A 17,649-nucleotide genomic window follows, 5' to 3' on the forward strand; every position below is an offset into this window, starting at 1 on the left:
CCATGCGGCGTTTCCAGCACTATATCGACGGCGAATTCTCGGATGGCGAAGCTTTCTATCCGAGCATCGATCCGGCTTCCGGCACGGTCTGGGCTGAGATGCCCGAGGCGCGCGAGAATGATGTCGATCGGGCCGTCAACGCTGCCGAAAGGGCGCTCTACGATGGCCCCTGGGCGAAGATGACGGCGACGCAGCGCGGCAAGCTGCTTTACAAGCTCGCCGATCTGGTTGCCGCCAACGCCCCGATCCTCGCCGAGCTGGAGACGCGCGACACCGGCAAGATCATCCGCGAAACGTCGGCGCAGATCGCCTATGTCGCTGAATATTACCGTTATTATGCCGGCATATCGGACAAGATCGAAGGCTCTTACCTGCCGATCGACAAGCCCGATATGGACGTCTGGCTTCGCCGCGAGCCGATCGGCGTCGTCGCCATGGTCGTGCCTTGGAACAGCCAGCTCTTCCTGTCGGCCGTCAAGATCGGCCCGGCGCTCGCGGCCGGCTGCACCATGGTGGTCAAAGCCTCGGAAGACGGGCCGGCGCCGCTGCTTGAATTCGCGCGGCTGGTCCATGAGGCAGGCTTTCCCGCCGGCGTCGTCAACATCATCACCGGTTTCGGCGCCTCCTGCGGTGCGGCCCTCGGCCGTCACCCGAAGGTCGCGCATGTCGCCTTTACCGGCGGCCCCGAAACCGCCCGGCACGTCGTGCGCAATTCGGCCGAAAATCTCGCCTCTACCTCGCTTGAACTCGGCGGCAAGTCGCCCTTCATCGTCTTTGGCGACGCCGACCTCGAAAGCGCCGCCAACGCCCAGGTCGCGGGCATTTTCGCGGCGACGGGGCAGAGCTGTGTCGCCGGCTCGCGCCTGATCGTCGAGCGCAGCGTCAAGGACCGGTTCGTCGCGCTGCTGCGGCAGAAGGCGGAAGCAATCCGCATCGGCGCGCCGCTCGATATGGCGACCGAAGTCGGCCCGCTTGCCACCAAGCGCCAGCAGGACAATATCGGCGCCCTCGTCGAGAAGTCGATCGAAAGCGGCGCCCGCCTCGTCACCGGCGGACGCAAGATCGATGGCGACGGCTATTATTTCCCGCCAACAATCCTCGATTGCGACGATGTCGCCTCGCCGTCGCTGGTCGAGGAGTTCTTCGGACCGGTCCTCTCCGTCGTCTCCTTCGAGACCGAGGCCGAGGCGCTGCGGCTTGCCAACGACACCCGCTACGGCCTGGCCTCCGGCATCTTCACCCAGAACCTCACCCGGGCGCACCGGCTGATGAAGGGCATCCGCGCCGGCATCGTCTGGGTCAATACTTACCGCGCCGTCTCGCCGATCGCGCCCTTCGGCGGCTTCGGCCTGTCGGGACACGGCAGGGAAGGCGGCATGGCCGCGGCGCTCGATTATACCCGCACCAAGACGATCTGGCTCAGGACCTCCGACGATCCGATCCCCGACCCCTTCGTGATGAGGTGACGCGATGTTCTACGAAATCCGCACCTATCGGCTGAAGAACGGCACGATCCCGCAATATCTCAAGGTCGTCGAGGAAGAAGGGATCGAGATCCAGAAGAGCCATCTCGGCACGCTCGTCGGCTACTTCTTCTCGGAGATCGGCACGACCAACGAGATCGTTCACATCTGGGCCTTTACAAGCCTGGACGACCGCGAGGCGAGACGCCAGCGGCTTCTGGCCGATCCCCGCTGGCAGGCCTTCCTGCCGAAGATCCGCGACCTGATCGAGGTGGCGGAAAACAAGATTATGAAGCCGGCAAACTTCTCTCCCCGGAGCGAGGCGCGCTGACGGCATAAGGCATACCCGCAGGACAAACCAGAACAGGATAAGGGAACATGAAAACGACATTTGCTTTCGCGGCGGTTGCCGCATTCGTCGCGGTCTCCGCGCCGGCGCATGCTGACAGCATGGTCTTCTCGAGCTGGGGCGGAACGACCCAGGATGCGCAGAAGGCGGCATGGGCAAGCCCGTTCACCGAAAAGACCGGCATCACCGTCGTGCAAGACGGCCCGACCGACTACGGCAAACTCAAGGCCATGGTCGAGGCCGGCGAAGTCAACTGGGATGTCGTCGATGTCGAAGGCGACTATGCCGCCCAGGCCGGCAAGAACGGCCAGCTCGAGAAGCTCGACTTCTCCGTCATCGACAAATCGAAGCTCGATCCGCGCTTCGTCACCGACTATTCGGTCGGCAGCTTCTATTATTCCTTCGTCATCGGCTGCAATGCCGATGCCGTCAAAGCCTGCCCGAAGACATGGGCCGACCTGTTCGACACGGCCAAGTTCCCCGGCAAGCGCACATTCTACAAGTGGTCGGCTCCCGGCGTGATCGAGGCGGCGCTGCTTGCCGACGGCGTGCCGGCCGACAAGCTTTATCCGCTCGATCTCGACCGCGCCTTCAAGAAGCTCGATACGATCAAGTCGGATATCATCTGGTGGTCGGGTGGCGCCCAGTCGCAGCAGCTGCTGGCTTCCGCCGAAGCGCCGTTCGGCAGTGTCTGGAACGGGCGCATGACGGCGCTTGCTGCGACTGGCATCAAGGTTGAAACCTCGTGGGAGCAGAACATCACCGCTGCCGATGCGCTCGTCGTGCCGAAGGGCGCGCCGAATGCCGAGGCTGCGATGAAGTTCATCGCGCTGGCAACCTCGGCCGAACCGCAGGCTGCCCTTGCAAAGGCTACGGGGTACGCGCCGATCAATCTTGACTCGGCCAAGCTGATGGACCCGGAAACCGCCAAGACCCTGCCGGATCAGCAGACCGCAAGCCAGGTCAATGCCGATATGAACTACTGGGCTGATAATCGCGATGCCATCGGCGAGAAGTGGTACGCTTGGCAGGCGAAATAGTCCGAAACTGGAGATGAACGGGCACGGCGAAAATTCGCCGTGTCTCCTGCAGCGGCGGTACGCGTCCATCGGACCTCGCCGCTGCGGAAATTGACGGGTGGGAAGGACTGTCATGTCGACGTATAGCGACGCCTCCGGCGCAATCATGCCTCTGCCAAAGTTACGCAGGGCAACAGGACTTGGCGGGGTCGTTCCGGCTCTTGCCTTCGTGGGCATCTTTTTCGTCGCGCCGGTGGCGATCCTGCTGCTGCGCAGCGTATTGGAGCCCGTTCCGGGCCTTGGAAATTATGCCCAGCTGATCGGCTCTGCCACCTATCTCAAGATTTTCGCCAATACCTTCATCGTCTCAGGCCTCGTCACGGTGATTTCGCTGGCGATCGGATTTCCCGTCGCCTGGGCGCTGGCGATCATGCCCGGCCGGCTGAGCACGGTGATCTTTGCGATCTTGCTGCTCTCGATGTGGACCAACCTGCTGGCCCGCACCTATGCCTGGATGGTGCTGCTGCAGCGAACCGGGCTCATCAACAAGATGCTGATGGGCATGGGGCTGATCGACCAGCCGCTGGCGCTCGTCAACAATCTCACCGGCGTCACGATCGGCATGACCTATATCATGCTGCCCTTCATCATCCTGCCGCTCTACGGTGTGATCAAGAAGATCGACCCGTCGACCCTGCAGGCGGCAGCCCTTTGCGGCGCCAACCGCTGGCAGTGCCTGACGCGCGTCCTCCTGCCGCTGGCGATGCCCGGCATGGCGGCCGGCGCACTGATGGTCTTCGTCATGTCGCTCGGCTATTTCGTCACGCCCTCGCTTCTCGGCGGCACTGCCAACATGATGCTGGCGGAACTCATCGCGCAATTCGTGCAGTCGCTGGTCAACTGGGGAATGGGCGGTGCGGCGGCGCTTGTGCTCCTGGTGGTGACGCTGTCGCTTTATGCCGTGCAACTGCGTTTCTTCGGCAACCAGAACACGGGAGGACGTTGATATGTTGCTCAATTTCGACCGTCTCGGCTGGTGGAAATACGTCCTGCTCGCGACCACACTTCTGACTGCAGCCTTTCTGCTGCTGCCGATCGTCTTCATCGCGGCCCTGTCCTTCGGCTCCTCGCAATGGCTGATCTTTCCGCCGCCGGGCTGGACCTTCCAGTGGTACAATGAACTCTTCGCCGACCCGCGCTGGTTGGAATCGGCTCTGACGAGTTTCAAGATCGCCGTCATCGTCACGGTTCTGTCGGTGCTGCTCGGACTCGTCACATCTTTCGGCCTGGTGCGCGGTTCCTTCATGTTCCGCGATGCGCTGAAGGCGCTGTTTCTGACGCCGATGATCCTGCCGGTCGTGGTTCTCGCTGTTGCCCTCTACGCCTTCTTTCTCAGGATCGGCCTTGGCGGCACCCTGACGGGCTTCGTCATTTCGCACCTCGTGCTGGCACTGCCCTTCTCGATCCTGTCGATATCGAGTGCGCTGGAAGGCTTCGACAAGTCGATCGAGGACGCGGCCGTGCTCTGCGGCGCCTCGCCTTTGGAAGCGAAGATCAGGGTCACGCTTCCGGCAATCAGCCATGGGCTGTTTTCGGCCGCCGTCTTTTCGTTCCTGACATCCTGGGACGAGGTGGTGGTGGCGATCTTCATGTCCAGCCCGACCCTGCAGACGCTGCCGGTGAAGGTGTGGGCGACGCTGCGGCAGGACCTAACGCCTGTTGTCGCTGCCGCATCGACCCTTCTCATCCTCTTGACGATCATCTTGATGGCGCTGGTGGCCGTCGTGCGTAAGGTACTGAAACAATGAACGAATCATTCCTTCAGATCCGCGGAATTCGTAAGGAATACGGCCCTGTCGTCGCCGTCCACGACGTCAATCTCGATGTCCGGCGCGGTGAATTCCTGACTTTCCTCGGCCCCTCCGGATCCGGCAAGAGCACGACGCTCTACATCCTGGCCGGCTTTGAAAACCCGACCAAAGGCGACATTACGCTCGAGGGCAAGACCCTGCTCGCCACGCCGTCGCACAAGCGCAATATCGGCATGGTGTTCCAGCGCTACACGCTGTTTCCGCATCTGACGGTCGGCGAAAACATCGCTTTTCCGCTGAAGGTCCGGCGCAAGTCCAAGGCCGAGATCGACAGCAAGGTGAAGGAGATGTTGCGCCTCGTCCGTCTCGAAGGCTTCGAGGATCGCAAGCCGGCGCAGATGTCCGGCGGTCAGCAGCAGCGCGTCGCGCTTGCCAGGGCTCTTGCCTATGATCCGCCAGTGCTGCTGATGGACGAGCCTCTGTCGGCGCTCGACAAGAAGCTGCGCGAGGAAATCCAGCATGAGATCCGCCGCATCCACCAGCAGACGGAAGTGACGATACTTTACGTCACGCACGATCAGGAAGAGGCCCTGCGGCTCTCCGACCGCATCGCGGTCTTTTCCAAGGGCGTCATCGATCAGATCGGAACAGGTCCCGAGCTCTACGCCAATCCCAAGACCCGCTTCGTTGCCGAATTCATCGGCGACAGTGACTTCATTTCATGCGACCTGGTTTCATCCTCCGATGGACAAGCCACCATAACGCTCGGAGGCGGAACCATCTTCAACCAGATTCCGGTGCATGGAAAAGGGACCTCCGGCGCAAGGGCGGCGCTGATGCTGAGGCCGGAGCGCATTCGGCTGTCGCGCGCAAGAGCCGCCGGCGCAGGTCTTGCCGCAACGGTCAGCGACATTACCTTTCTCGGCAACAATATCCACGTCTCCACGGAGACGGCGACAGGCGAGGCGCTTTCGGTTCGCTTGCCGTTTGGTCATGAGGCTATTGCCGGGCTCAATCGTGGAGATATAGTCCATCTCGATTTCGATCCCGGCGCCGCTCACGTATTCTGTTGAAAGTTGTCCCATGAAACTCAATGATCCCTCGCTGTTCCGCCAGGCATGCCCCATCGCCGATCGTTGGATCGAAGCGGAAGGTCGCGCGTCGGCCATGGTCCGCAATCCCGCGACGGGTGAGGTGCTGGGCGCGGTCCCCGATTTCGGTGCGACGGAAACGGAAGATGCCATCGCCGCTGCCGTCGTTGCCCAGAAGCTTTGGGCGAAGAAGACCGCCGGGGAGCGTGCAACGGTGCTTAAGACATGGCATCGCCTGATGATCGAAAACCGTGACGATCTGGGGATGATCCTGACACTGGAGCAGGGAAAGCCCTTGGCCGAAGCCAAGGGGGAAATCACCTATGGTGCGAGCTTCATCGAATGGTTCGCCGAGGAGGCACGACGCATCAACGGCGAGATCGTACCGGGACATCAACCCGACAAACGTATCCTCGTGCTGCGCCAACCGGCCGGCGTGGTGGCGGCGATCACGCCCTGGAATTTTCCGAACGCGATGATCACGCGCAAGATCGGCCCGGCGCTTGCCGCCGGCTGCGCCGTCGTTCTCAAGCCGGCGCTGCAGACGCCGTTCTCCGCGATCGCGATCGCCGTCCTCGCAGAGCGCGCCGGCCTGCCGCCAGGCCTCCTCAACATTGTCACAGGTGATGCAGCTGCAATCGGTGGAGCGCTGACCGCCAGCCGCGACGTTCGGGTCCTGACATTCACCGGCTCCACGCGGACGGGCGAGCTGCTGTACCGGCAATGCGCGCCGACGATCAAGAAGCTCGGTCTCGAGCTCGGCGGCAATGCCCCCTTCATCGTCTTCGACGACGCCGATCTCGACGCGGCGGTCGAAGGCGCCATCATCGCCAAATTCCGCAACAACGGTCAAACCTGCGTCTGCGCCAATCGGCTTTATGTCCAGGACGGCGTCTATGAGGCGTTTGCCGCCAAGCTGGCGGAGGCCGTTTCGAAGTTGAAGGTCGGCAATGGCCTGGAGCGTGACGTCGTGCTTGGCCCGCTCATCGACGACAACGCCGTTGCCAAGGTCGAAAGCCATATTCAGGATGCTGTCGCAAAGGGTGCCGGGATCGTAACGGGAGGCAAACGCCACGCGCTTGGCGGCCATTTCTTCGAGCCGACCATTCTGCGTGACGTTGCCGCCGGCATGCAGGTGGCGCGTGAAGAAACTTTTGGCCCCCTTGCCCCGCTTTTCCGGTTCCGCGATGAGCAGGACGTCATCGAGCAGGCCAATGACACCGAGTTCGGCCTTGCCTCCTATTTTTACGCGCGCGATCTGTCGCGGGTCTTCCGCGTGGCCGAAGCACTCGAATATGGAATGGTCGGGGTCAATACCGGTCTTGTCTCCACCGCCGAGGCGCCGTTCGGCGGCGTCAAGATGTCGGGTCTCGGCCGCGAAGGCTCCCGGCACGGATTGGACGAATATACCGAGCTCAAATATGTATGCCTGGGCGGCATTGCCTGATCCTCAACCTTTGCGTTCCAGCGCCGCCCGTCTTTCAGGCGGGACGCTGTAGCGCTTATGCAGGGGCAATGAAAGATCGGCATGCATCTCGTCAGCATTGCCATGTACCTGACATCCCGGCCGCTCGCGGAGGCGACGGCCGAACTCTGGTCGTTTCTCCGGCACTACCTCCTGCATGCCGGCCTCACGGGGGTGCCTGAAACGCTCGACCAGACGGTTGCCTATGACGAAGCCTGGCTCAGGCCGGATCTGCTGTTGTCGCAGACATGCGGCTACCCTTTTGCCACGAGCCTGCGCGGCCGGGTGCGGCTGGTGGCCACGCCCGTCTATAGCCACCCCGGCTGCAATGGGCCGCTGATGCGCAGCTTCATCATCGTCCGGGAGAATTCTTCCCTTCGCGTGCTGGAGGATCTGCGCGGCACCACAGCTGCGATCAACAGCCCTGACAGCAATTCCGGCAGCAATCTCTTTCGCGCCGCCGTCGCTCCGCTTGCGCGCAACGGCCGTTTCTTTGGGCGGATCATCGAAACAGGCAGCCACGGCGGCAGCATTGCCGCCGTTATCGAGGGCAGGGCGGAAAGCGCGGCCATCGATTGTATCACTCTTGAGAATATGTGCCGTTTCGATCCCGCCATGGTCGAGGACATCCGGATCATCGCCGAAACACCCAAGGCTCCCGGTCTGCCGTTCATCACATCAGGCGACGCATCGAGCCAAACAATTCTCCTCCTCCGAGGTGCGTTGCATGCCGCCATCAGAGAGCCGTCATTAGCGGCCATGCGCGCCACGATGGGACTCGCTGATATCGCGCTGCTTTCCGAAGCGGATTACGAGCCGCTGCTATCATTGGCCGGAGATGCTTTGCCGCCATTAAGGGCCTGAAACAGGCAGACGGACGTCAGAGCGCCGGGTTTGCTTCGGTTTCAGCGAGGCGGTGGGCAATGCGATCGGCATTCGCCATGATCGTCATCGTGATGTATTTCGAGGAAAGATCGGGGAGAACCGAGCCGTCGACGACGTGAAGACCCGGATGGAGGTTCAATTCGCCGTCCGCAGAGGTACCGAAGGGCCCGGTTGCGCCCATCGGCAGGGTGCCGGCAAAATGCGCATCGATCCCGGGTTCGGCCAGCGATGCGCCGGGAAGCTGAACGAGCCCTAACCGTTGCCACTCGCGGAGAAGCCGTCTTTTCAAATCCTTGGTGCGGATATCGAAATCGTCTGCAAAGCCGCCCCGGACGGTCATGCCTTTTCCTGCTGCTGCATCGCGATGGATGTAGCTCCGGCTTTGGTCGCCAGGATAATAGATCGTCGCAACCAGCAGGCTGCCGGCGATCGTCTCGAACGCGGCGCGCCCGGCCTTTCTGCCGAGCGGCATCCTGTTGACGAAGCTCTGCGCCGGCAGCGAGCCGACTTCATAGATCGCACCCGTCACATAGTCGGATGCGCGCTCGCCGTAACGCAGCGACAATCCGAGTTGCGCCAGGCTATGGGTCGCCGTGGCCGAGCGCAGCAATCTTGCCGGAGAGAGCAGAGGAATGGCAAGCGTCGGACTGTTCAAAAGGCGCAGTCCTTCACCGCCGATCGGCAGGAGGTCCGCCAGCAGGGCGGCAGTTCCGAGCACGCCTGCGGCGAGAATGATCCTCGGCGCAGAGAATGATGATCCGTCGGCCGTTCCGATCGTCCAGCCCGCGTTGGACGTCAGAGATATGGCGCGCATGTTATCGAGCAACCGAAAATGCGGCGACTTCTGCAGCGCAAGCAGATCCTGCCGGCTGTTATAGATCGCGCCGCTCGGGCAGCCGTAGAGACAGTCGCCGCGCAGATCGCACGCGGCCCGCCCGGGCTTCGCCTCCGAAAGGATGGCGTTGACGGCGGGAAAAAGCCGAAACGACCCATCGGCCGGCTTTGCGATCTCGTGCCGATGGAGGACATGGGCGGCTGTGGCGCCAAGCGGCAGGACGGATTCGCTGTTGGCGCCTGCGGTCAAATCGGCGTTCGTGCTGATCCCGATGCGTTGCGACACACGTTCGTAGGATCGCTGCAGCAGCTCGATATCGATAGGCCAGCCCGCGATGTCCTCGGCATCGAGGTAGCTGATTTGCGCTCCCCATATATTGGAGAGACCGCCACGGACGAGGCTGGCGACCGGCGTGAATCCGTTGCCTATGATCCCTGACTCGCGCCGGAACCGCTCAAGAATTCCGCGGGCCACCGGGGTCTGCAGTTTCGGTGAACTGCCATTGTCGGCGCGGAGCGATTCCAGATTGCTTCCCAAGACACGGGCGCTGCGGCTTTCGTCCTCCCATCCAGCATCATTGCCGGCATCCAGCATCAGGACGCGGCGGCCGGCCGCTATCAGCGGAAACGCAGCGGAGACGCCTGCCGGACCGCTGCCGACGATGATGAAGTCGGCGTCGGGCGTCCTCATCGGTATCGTCCCGCCAAAAGTGCGCGAAGCGGGAAGAGCAGGACATCGCCGGCGATGGCCAGCACGGCGCCGAAAAGTCCGCTCTTTTTGGCCGAATATCTTTCCGGCTCGCTCGCGAGATCTGCGAGATAGAGGGCTCGCGCAAGCCGATGCTGCGTGTGATTGGCCGGCGGCTCGAAGAAGGCGAGCAGGCGCGGATTCCGGATCAACCTTGGGGAGAGGCCGAGCGGCGACAGACCTTCACGGCGAAGCCCTTCGTCGAGCCGCTGCAACTGTACCGACGTCGGCGTGATGCCGAGATATTGCAGCAGCGCCTTCGCCTCACCGTGCGACTCTTCCTGGTCTGTTTGAGCGAACTCCCGCGTCAGCACCATTGTCGGATCGGCCGGATTCAAGCCCAGCAGCCTGAGGCTTTCCGCGCTCTCCATCGGCGCTGCGCCCGCGAGTCCCAGGACGCGCTCCGGATCAACAGTCGGGATCAACGGCACAAGCTTGGTCATCCGGCAGGCAAAAAGAGCGAAGCCCAGAGGGATCGGTATGAAATGAAGCTTGCCCTTGTCCTGGCTGCGGCGAAGAATTCCGAGCCAGGCGGCGAAGCTGAGCGGTTTTTCCTGTGCGAGCACGAATGTTTGCGGCTGCAGGTCCTCCCGGGTCGCCAGCGCCAAAAGGCCTGCAGCAACTTCGTCGAGATGAATCGGCTGGACCTTTCGGCTGAGCCCTATCATCGGCAGGAGTGGACTCAAGGCCGCCAGCTTCGCCATCAAGCCGTACATCGCAACCCGTGGGCCGCCATAGACAAGCCCGATCCGCGCGATGCGAACGATCGGTGCTGCAGAGCTGGCGGCCAGGTGTTGTTCGATTCTGAACTTGGTGCGTCCGTAAACGTTGAGCGCTTCCCTCCGGGACGAGGTGGAGGAGGAAAAGACGAAGTGCGGCACGCCGGCCGCTCTTGCCGCTTCGGCCAGTTTAACGGTGCCCGATATATTGATGTTGTTTTCTTCAGCCGCCTGCGGCTCGGTCGCCCAGGAATGCGCGAGATGGATGACTGCGGCCGCCCCCTCCAGATCCGATACAGCAGGCTCATCTCCAATGCGCCATTTCGCTCCGGATCGCCGACCGAATTCAACCACGTCGAAGCCGCGCTCACGCGCCGTCGCCGCGAGTCTTGCGCCGATGTAGCCGGTCGATCCCGTGATGATGAGACGCGGTGCCATCAACACCCTCTACTGTGCAAAGGCGATGCGCGCGCCGCTCCAGTCGAAACGAAACTCGATCTCCTTGAGCTGCGAGAGCGCTTGCCGGACTTTTGCCTGGCGGTCTTTCGGACAATAGAGGACGAGGAAGCCCCCTCCGCCGGCACCCGCGAGCTTGCCGCCGATCGCGCCGGCCGCGCGGGCCGCATCGTAAAACTCGTCGATCGCGCTGTTGGTGATCTGCGATGTCAGCGAGCGCTTCATCATCCATCCGCGGTGCAGCGCTTCGCCGAAGGCGCTGAGATCCCCGCTCATCAGGATGTCGCGCATTTCGTAGGCCAGTTGCACCATGCGTTCGACGGTCCGGAACTTGTCCTCGTCCGTCTCCATCGCCTGCACCTGGGTTGACAGCACAGAGCGCGTATCGCGCTGGCTTCCGGTAAAAAACAGCAGGATATTGCTCTCGAGCTCAGCCATCTTCTCGGAGCTGAGGACGACGGGCTGCACGTTCACGCCGCCATTGGAATTGAACTCGATGAAGTTCAGGCCGCCATGGGCGGCTGCGTACTGGTCCTGTTTGCCGATCGGCTCCTTCAGGATATCGATCTCGAGCCTGCAGGCTTCTTCCGCCAACTGATCCTTGGAGGCAAAGCGCGACCGGTGAGCATAAAGCGCGTTGATCAGCGCCACGGAAAAGGAGCTGGATGATCCGAGACCGGTGCCGGAGGGAATGTCGGCGACGGAAGCGACTTCGATGCCGGGCTCGACCCGGTGCATGCGCAAGGCCTCGCGCAGTAGCGGATGGGCAATATCCTCAAGGCCATCGGCAAGCTCGGTTCGCGTATATTTGAGATGATATTTGTTTTCGTTGAAATAGTTGTGCACGATCACGAAGCTGTATTTGGCGATCGCGCAGGACAATACTGCGCCCGCCTGACGACGGTAATAGGACGCGATGTCCGAGCCGCCGCCGGCGAAGCTGACGCGAAAAGGTGCGGAAGAAACGATCAAAGGAGTGCCTCCTCGAGATTGATGACGATGTCGGCCGATGTCCGCTGCAGATCGATCCTCGGCCACTCTTCCTGAATTCGCGACTTCAAGAGCTCTTCGGCCGCCGCTGGCGTTAGGCCTTTCCAGGCATAAAACTTGTGAAAGCGATCCAGCAACGCCTGCTGTGAGGCTTCGACGAAGACAGTCATATCAACGTCCTCGCGGATCGACGCATGTCCGGCAAAGATACCGTCCAGAAGGATCACGTCGGCACCACGCGCATCGTAGAGCGTCGGAGATGCATGCTGGCCACGGCTTGCCGTGTCGTAACCCGGTGCCTCGACCCGTCCGGATTGACGCAGCATTCTGACGATCTCGGGATAATCATCCACCCTGTTGCGTTCTTCCGCATCCATATCGGGCCGGCGATGCTCGAGCGGCAATATCCAGCGGTCGAGCTCCAGCCGCAGCACGCTGCGCCCGGCTTCCGAGAGAAGGCGTTGTACGGCATGCGCGGACGTGCTTTTCCCTGAGCGGGAACGACCGCATATGCCTACGAGCAGCGGGCCTGCCGCATTGGAAAGCCGCTCATCAATCGCTTTGAAGAGAGCTTGCCCAATGTCGTGGTAGCTGCATTGAAAGCGAACAGCATCATAGACCGTGTCGAAGACCAGATCGGCGTGGGGGATTCCCGTTTCTGCGGCAGGATAGCTCCTATCGTCCCGCACGCCGTAACCGGTCCGGACGCCATAGGCCCAGATTCCGGCTTTGCGGCCCGCACCGATATCGCGCAGGCTGTCGCCAATGATGGCGGATCTCGTTTTTTCGATCGGCAGTTCCGCCATGGCTTGGCGGATCATCAGGTCTCCGGGCTTGCGGCAAGCGCAATCGATCTTGAGTTCGGGCACCTCATTGGGGAATCCTTTGTCCGGATGATGCGGACAAAAGTAGATGCGATCCAGGACGCCGCCGTCTTCGGCCAGCTCGGCCTCCAGACGACCGAGAACATGATCCAGGCCGGCTTCGTCGAGCAGGCCTTTGGCGACCTGCGGCCTGTTCGTTACCGCGACCGCGAGGAAGCCTGCCTCGCGGGCGAGCCGTACCGCTTGGCCGGCGCGGCCGACCAACGTCACCTGGTCGGGATGAATGACGCCATGGCCGCCGACGTCTTCGTTGAGCACGCCGTCGCAATCGAAGAACACCGCGGGTCTTCGGACCGACAAGTGGATTGCATGGACACGGTCCTGCCTAAGATCCTCTGCCGCCGCGGCATGCCGGCTCGGAGATCCGGTATCCTTCATATATTCGGGCGTGTCGTAGATTGCGACCGGGATCGAGCGCTCGAGAAGATCGGGAATGACATCGTGGATCATGTCGGCCTGGTGGCCCGGCAGGAGGGTCTCGAAGAACTGACCGGAAGCCACGTACAAGCCGGCCGGCACGAGATTGCGCCAATCCGCATCGCGTGGCGCCTTGCGAGCCAAGAGGCGCGTGAGATAGCCGTTCTTCTGAACGACGATGTCGGATGTGCGGGGATGATCATTGGGATGCGCGATGATCGTCAGGGCGGCGGGAAATTGCTGACGATGCCGCGCCAGCGCCGACAGATCGAGATCGAAAAGCATGTCACCATAGACGATCAGGACATCGTCGGCGACCGTGTCCAAAGTCGTCAGGCAGCCGGCCGTGCCGAGCGGCGACGTCTCCACGAAGACCTCGATCGTAATACCGAGCTTTTCAGCTTCCGGGCCGAGAGCAGGCTCGAGCTGGCTGCCGAGGTGGCCGCCGAGCACGCGCACATGCCGAACGCCTTCGCGGGCGAGGACGCGGATCTGCCTGAGAATGATCGGTACGCCGTCGATCGGCAGGAGGGCTTTCGGAATGGCATCGCCCGTCATGCTGCGCGCGCGCGTTCCAAGGCCTCCGGCAATAATGATTGCCTCGCGGATAGCGGTGTCAGAACCCATTCGCCAGAATCCGCTCCACGGCGAGTTCAACCGCTTCCGTCGACTTTCGCTTCGGCGACCAGCCCAGCGCTATCAGTTTACTGATGTCGTAGCTGAAGCGCGGAACGTCGCCCAGCCAGCCGCGATCCTCGCTTCCATATTCGATAGCGGCTCCGGCTGCGACCTTCGAGACCACGATCTCGGCAATATCGCGGACGGAGGTTTCGCCGATGCCGCTGGCATGAAACACTTCATAGGCGCCGGGCGCCTTGTTCCAGGCCAGGAGAATCGCGTCCACCAGGTCGCCGACATAGAGATAGGGCTTCGTCTGCCTTCCGTTGCCGAGGACCTGAAGCTTCGTCGGATCCGCTTTCAACCTGTTGATGAAGTCGTAGATTGCACCGTGGGTGGAACGTTCGCCAACGACGTTGGGAAAGCGCAGCACCAGCGTCTTGATGCCGAATGACAGAGCATAGACGGACAGATAGGCCTCCGCTGCAAGCTTACTGGCGCCATAGAACGAGATCGGCTGCAAGGGGCCGTGAACCTCGTGAATATTGCCTTCGGCTTCGCCGAACACCGCAGAAGTGCTGGCAAAGAAGAGCCTGCCGACACCATGCTTGCGCATGATGGCAAGCAGTGTCGTCGTCGTCAGCTGGTTCAACTGCAGATCCAGTTCCGTATTGGTATTGCCCGCGGCAATATCGGAATTGGCGGCGAGATGGAAAACGGCATCAGGACGATCCGCCGCAAAGAGTTGATCCATGCCCTCCCGATCGAGCATATCAAGCTTCTGGAAGCGAAAATCCGCCCGGCCCTGGAGATGATCTATATTGCGCATCCGACCAAGATGAAAATTGTCGATTGCCGTTACCCGATAACCCGAGTCCAAGAGGCGATCGCAGAGATGGCTGCCGATAAATCCGGCCCCTCCTGTTACCAAGGCATGCATGTCGGCAGCTCCATATGATCTGTTAAGGCTCTTCAGAGCGCTTTGATCTTTCCCGTATGAGGACGCGAAAGGACGAATACACCACCGGCCAAGCCGACCACAAGCTGCAACAGGCCGAAAACCACCGACAGCGTCGCGGCGTCCGTCGTGCCGATGCCGAACACCGCAAGTGAAATGATCATGCCGCCTTCGCGCAGGCCCCATCCTCCGACGGAAATCGGGACCATGGCGATCAACAGGACCGGCGGGAAAGCGGCGGCGGCCTGACCCCAGTCGAGCGGGAGACCAAGGCCGAGAACGAGGATCTCAAGCGAGACGACACCCAAGCCGTGAATGGCGAGGGTCAATAGAAATATTCCGAGCATTCTCCGGTGGGTGAGAAAAGCCCCCAGCGCCTCGTTCAACGCGTGCAGTTTTTCCGGAAGAAGCCGAACGAAGAGATGGCGACGCCAGCTGAACACCACGGCCGATGCGATGATTCCCGCGACGCCGAGGGCCGTGAGTTCGGTGAGATAGGGGATTGGGAAGTCGTGCCCGTAAAACGCCCGCATGATGATCAGACCGATCAGCGCAACGACCGCCAGTCCGAACAGCGTGAGGATACGGTCCATGACGACGCCGAGCGTGGCTTCCTGGATCGTCAAGCCATATTTGAGGGCGCCGAAAATGCGTGCGGCATCGCCCGGAATGGGACTTGGAAGAGCCTGATTGTAAAAGAGGCTTTGCATGAAGAGATTCATGGCGCCTGATATTTTCAGCCTCTGCCCGATCATCTCCGATAGAAGGCACCACCGCCACGCCGAAAGCAGGGCCTGCAAGAGAAGAAGGAAGACGCTGACGCAGATGGTCGTCACCGACAGGGTCTGGATCGCCGCCCAGCCTTCTGCAAAATCGACCCTAAGCGCGATCCATAGGACGAGGCCAAGCGCGACCGCCACTTTCAGAACCGGGATGCCGATGCGAAGCAATGCGCGGGAGGAGGGAGTGGTCACGATGCCCGATCCGTGTCGAAACGGTAGAGCTTCCAGCCGAACCGATCCGTCAAGATCAGCGATGAGCGAGGCATCATGTGCGCTATGACGCTATTGGCCATCACGATTTTGTCCGCTCCAATGCGCTCGGCGAGGAACGCGCTGTCGGCATCCGGGGGAACGATGAAATAGCCGATGCGATTGTCCCTGATGAAGGCATCGATATCCGACCCCGGTGCGGGCAGCACGTGGCGGGGCAACTGCCAGCCGCCGTCGCGACCGTCGTTATAAGCGGTGGACAGTAATGTATTTGCGGTATCGAAAGGCTGAAATACGGCTCGCAGGTCGTGATCTGCGATGTAGCGGTACATGAAATAGGCTTCGCGATGACTCTCCATATATTTGTCGACGCTGATCAGCCCAAACACGACGTCGAGCTCTTTCGCCTTGACGGGATCGATGTCGCTGCCGCCCATTCGATGCCAGTGAGAAATCCAGATGCCCCCAGCCAGCAGGCCTATAATCACCGGGCTGGCGATCAAGCTTGCCGGCGAAGAGGCAATTTTCGCAAGGGGGGCTATCTGCGGCAGCACCCGTCGGTCGAGCCATTGATCCAGCCGTTCGCGAACCAGCGAAGCGCCGATGAACCCGGTCGAAAAGAAAAGCAGATAGGCTGGCGTCGCCCACCTGATGTGATTGAACATGACGGTGTACCAAATCACAAACATGGCAGCGGTAATCGCTGCGGGAAATGCGATGCGCCGGAAAGCCACTGCCAGGCCGGCCAGTATCAAAGCGAGAGCGGCGAAAGCATTCGGCTTATTGGCGAGAAACCACTGGTAAAGAATATGAAGGAAGTCGCGCCAGCCTTGCAGAGTTGCGAGGTTCGTCACGAAATGCCGGTTGGCGGGATCGAAAGCCCGGCCCAATTCGAGCATGTAATCCGCCATCCAGGCGTCGGTGAGGCCCGGATGACCGAACATGAAGGGATAGATCGGATTGCCGAGGACGATCAGGTTTCTCGCATACCAGTAGCCCGCGACTGCAAGGAATGCGCAGAGGCATGACAGAAAGAGCGGCAGCGACACCCGTCCCCTGAGAAGCGTCGGCAGCAATGCCAGCCCTATCAGGCCGACCATTTGCAGTTCCGTATATTTTCCTCCGACCGCACCCCCAAGCACGAGCGCACCATGGAAAAGCTCCGCCGGGCGCCGGGTTTCCAGATAACGCCACAGGAAAAGCACGGCGGCAACCGAGAAACACGACCGGGCCAGATCCGTCATCGGTTCGCCGACACTCCCCCTGAAGAAGGGAATGCTGAGGATCAGAGCGGCCACCAGGAAAAAGCCGCATGCCCGCCAACGGCTGGCGCAGCTTGAAAGCAGAAACAGAAACCCGAAGAAAATCGCGATGTTCATGACGGACGCGCCGGTCCAGTGACCACTGACCATCATGACGAGCGCAAACAGCAGATTGAAGAAGAGCGGAATATTGCCGTAGAAGGGATGGTCGATCTGCGGCGACACAAAACCCGCGTGTTCGATGATGCTGTTTGCGAGAGGAATGTGGAAAACCCACACGTCGGCGATACCGGACGGAAATTGGGCCAGAACGCTCGAGACATAGCCGAGTATGATGCATGCGAAGGCGGCAAGCGCCGGCAACGGATTTCCGCTTTTCGTTCCAGCGGTGATTTTACGAAGCAGCGAAGCCAGGTCGCAGAGAACGGCGACGAGATCGCGCCGCCGCCAGATCATCGAGGCTGCCACTATGGGAAGAACGATTTCCCATCTCAATCCATGAAACGCGCCAAGAATAGTGGCCGCGCCACCGGCGATCGCCAGAGCCGGCAGAACACCGCTGAACAGAAAATCGATGCCGTCTCGAAAGGGCTGATCGCAACGTCGGTTGAGCCGGGCAACAATGCCTCTGTCGATCACGAGGCCCCATAATATTATGGAAAGAACCGTACACCAGCCTACGATCATG

At 61.3% G+C, this 17,649-nt stretch carries 15 protein-coding genes; 8 read left to right on the plus strand and 7 right to left on the minus strand.

Annotation, left to right across the window (positions count from 1 at the left end; genetic code table 11):
* Positions 1 to 2 precede the first annotated feature (2 nt).
* From AMK02_RS21835 to AMK02_RS21870, 8 genes are all read left to right on the plus strand, one after another.
* Positions 3 to 1,466: an aldehyde dehydrogenase gene (locus AMK02_RS21835; RefSeq protein WP_064806702.1), complete on the plus strand. Its 1,464-nt coding sequence runs from the start codon at positions 3 to 5 to the stop codon at positions 1,464 to 1,466.
* A 4-nt stretch (positions 1,467 to 1,470) separates the two neighbouring features.
* The gene (locus AMK02_RS21840; protein WP_064806704.1) at positions 1,471 to 1,794 is read left to right on the plus strand and encodes an NIPSNAP family protein; all 324 of its coding nucleotides are present in this window, start codon (positions 1,471 to 1,473) and stop codon (positions 1,792 to 1,794) included.
* Positions 1,795 to 1,841: 47 nt separating this feature from the next.
* The gene (locus AMK02_RS21845; RefSeq protein WP_064806706.1) at positions 1,842 to 2,852 is read left to right on the plus strand and encodes an ABC transporter substrate-binding protein; all 1,011 of its coding nucleotides are present in this window, start codon (positions 1,842 to 1,844) and stop codon (positions 2,850 to 2,852) included.
* A 112-nt stretch (positions 2,853 to 2,964) separates the two neighbouring features.
* Positions 2,965 to 3,837, plus strand: coding sequence for an ABC transporter permease (locus tag AMK02_RS21850; RefSeq protein WP_064806708.1), 873 nt, complete (start codon positions 2,965 to 2,967; stop codon positions 3,835 to 3,837).
* Between the two features lies 1 nt (position 3,838).
* Complete coding sequence (locus AMK02_RS21855) at positions 3,839 to 4,639, plus strand: ABC transporter permease (RefSeq protein WP_064806710.1); 801 nt, start codon at positions 3,839 to 3,841, stop codon at positions 4,637 to 4,639.
* Entirely contained in the window at positions 4,636 to 5,715 is a 1,080-nt protein-coding gene (locus AMK02_RS21860; RefSeq protein WP_064806711.1) for an ABC transporter ATP-binding protein, read from the plus strand. Before AMK02_RS21855 ends, AMK02_RS21860 begins: the two co-directional genes overlap by 4 nt.
* Before the next feature lie 10 nt (positions 5,716 to 5,725).
* On the plus strand, positions 5,726 to 7,180 hold the full coding sequence (locus AMK02_RS21865; RefSeq protein WP_064806713.1) for an NAD-dependent succinate-semialdehyde dehydrogenase: 1,455 nt from the start codon (positions 5,726 to 5,728) through the stop codon (positions 7,178 to 7,180).
* A gap of 81 nt (positions 7,181 to 7,261) precedes the next feature.
* Positions 7,262 to 8,062, plus strand: coding sequence for a phosphate/phosphite/phosphonate ABC transporter substrate-binding protein (locus AMK02_RS21870; protein ID WP_064806715.1), 801 nt, complete (start codon positions 7,262 to 7,264; stop codon positions 8,060 to 8,062).
* Between the two features lie 16 nt (positions 8,063 to 8,078).
* Here the strand turns inward: AMK02_RS21870 and AMK02_RS21875 are convergent, their stop codons facing one another.
* The 7 genes from AMK02_RS21875 to AMK02_RS21905 are packed head-to-tail and all read right to left on the minus strand — an operon-like array spanning position 8,079 to position 17,648.
* A complete protein-coding gene (locus tag AMK02_RS21875; protein ID WP_064806717.1) occupies positions 8,079 to 9,608 on the minus strand; it encodes an FAD-dependent oxidoreductase in 1,530 nt (509 codons plus the stop codon).
* Positions 9,605 to 10,822, minus strand: coding sequence for an NAD-dependent epimerase/dehydratase family protein (locus tag AMK02_RS21880; RefSeq protein WP_064806719.1), 1,218 nt, complete (start codon positions 10,820 to 10,822; stop codon positions 9,605 to 9,607). Before AMK02_RS21880 ends, AMK02_RS21875 begins: the two co-directional genes overlap by 4 nt.
* A gap of 9 nt (positions 10,823 to 10,831) precedes the next feature.
* The gene (locus AMK02_RS21885) at positions 10,832 to 11,812 is read right to left on the minus strand and encodes a GHMP family kinase ATP-binding protein (RefSeq protein WP_064806721.1); all 981 of its coding nucleotides are present in this window, start codon (positions 11,810 to 11,812) and stop codon (positions 10,832 to 10,834) included.
* Positions 11,809 to 13,758, minus strand: a complete 1,950-nt coding sequence (locus AMK02_RS21890; RefSeq protein WP_064806723.1) for an HAD-IIIA family hydrolase — start codon at positions 13,756 to 13,758, stop codon at positions 11,809 to 11,811. The genes AMK02_RS21885 and AMK02_RS21890 overlap by 4 nt, the downstream gene beginning before the upstream one ends.
* Positions 13,748 to 14,689, minus strand: coding sequence for an NAD-dependent epimerase/dehydratase family protein (locus AMK02_RS21895; protein ID WP_064806725.1), 942 nt, complete (start codon positions 14,687 to 14,689; stop codon positions 13,748 to 13,750). Before AMK02_RS21895 ends, AMK02_RS21890 begins: the two co-directional genes overlap by 11 nt.
* Positions 14,690 to 14,721: 32 nt before the next feature.
* Complete coding sequence (locus AMK02_RS21900; protein ID WP_064806727.1) at positions 14,722 to 15,681, minus strand: lysylphosphatidylglycerol synthase transmembrane domain-containing protein; 960 nt, start codon at positions 15,679 to 15,681, stop codon at positions 14,722 to 14,724.
* Positions 15,678 to 17,648, minus strand: coding sequence for a hypothetical protein (locus AMK02_RS21905; RefSeq protein ID WP_064806728.1), 1,971 nt, complete (start codon positions 17,646 to 17,648; stop codon positions 15,678 to 15,680). Before AMK02_RS21905 ends, AMK02_RS21900 begins: the two co-directional genes overlap by 4 nt.
* Position 17,649: the final 1 nt, after the last annotated feature.

Source organism: Rhizobium sp. N731 (assembly GCF_001664145.1).
GTDB classification, from domain to species: Bacteria; Pseudomonadota; Alphaproteobacteria; order Rhizobiales; family Rhizobiaceae; genus Rhizobium; species Rhizobium esperanzae.

What these genes read in the sequence shown, in the direction of transcription:
- AMK02_RS21880 (WP_064806719.1), bottom strand. Translation starts at nt 10,822, where the DNA reads ATGGCACCGCGTCTCATCATCACGGGATCGACCGGCTACATCGGCGCA.
- AMK02_RS21850 (WP_064806708.1), top strand. Translation starts at nt 2,965, where the DNA reads ATGTCGACGTATAGCGACGCCTCCGGCGCAATCATGCCTCTGCCAAAG.
- AMK02_RS21845 (WP_064806706.1), top strand. Translation starts at nt 1,842, where the DNA reads ATGAAAACGACATTTGCTTTCGCGGCGGTTGCCGCATTCGTCGCGGTC.
- AMK02_RS21840 (WP_064806704.1), top strand. Translation starts at nt 1,471, where the DNA reads ATGTTCTACGAAATCCGCACCTATCGGCTGAAGAACGGCACGATCCCG.
- AMK02_RS21870 (WP_064806715.1), top strand. Translation starts at nt 7,262, where the DNA reads ATGCATCTCGTCAGCATTGCCATGTACCTGACATCCCGGCCGCTCGCG.
- AMK02_RS21835 (WP_064806702.1), top strand. Translation starts at nt 3, where the DNA reads ATGCGGCGTTTCCAGCACTATATCGACGGCGAATTCTCGGATGGCGAA.
- AMK02_RS21895 (WP_064806725.1), bottom strand. Translation starts at nt 14,689, where the DNA reads ATGCATGCCTTGGTAACAGGAGGGGCCGGATTTATCGGCAGCCATCTC.
- AMK02_RS21905 (WP_064806728.1), bottom strand. Translation starts at nt 17,648, where the DNA reads ATGATCGTAGGCTGGTGTACGGTTCTTTCCATAATATTATGGGGCCTC.
- AMK02_RS21860 (WP_064806711.1), top strand. Translation starts at nt 4,636, where the DNA reads ATGAACGAATCATTCCTTCAGATCCGCGGAATTCGTAAGGAATACGGC.
- AMK02_RS21865 (WP_064806713.1), top strand. Translation starts at nt 5,726, where the DNA reads ATGAAACTCAATGATCCCTCGCTGTTCCGCCAGGCATGCCCCATCGCC.
- AMK02_RS21890 (WP_064806723.1), bottom strand. Translation starts at nt 13,758, where the DNA reads ATGGGTTCTGACACCGCTATCCGCGAGGCAATCATTATTGCCGGAGGC.
- AMK02_RS21855 (WP_064806710.1), top strand. Translation starts at nt 3,839, where the DNA reads ATGTTGCTCAATTTCGACCGTCTCGGCTGGTGGAAATACGTCCTGCTC.
- AMK02_RS21875 (WP_064806717.1), bottom strand. Translation starts at nt 9,608, where the DNA reads ATGAGGACGCCCGACGCCGACTTCATCATCGTCGGCAGCGGTCCGGCA.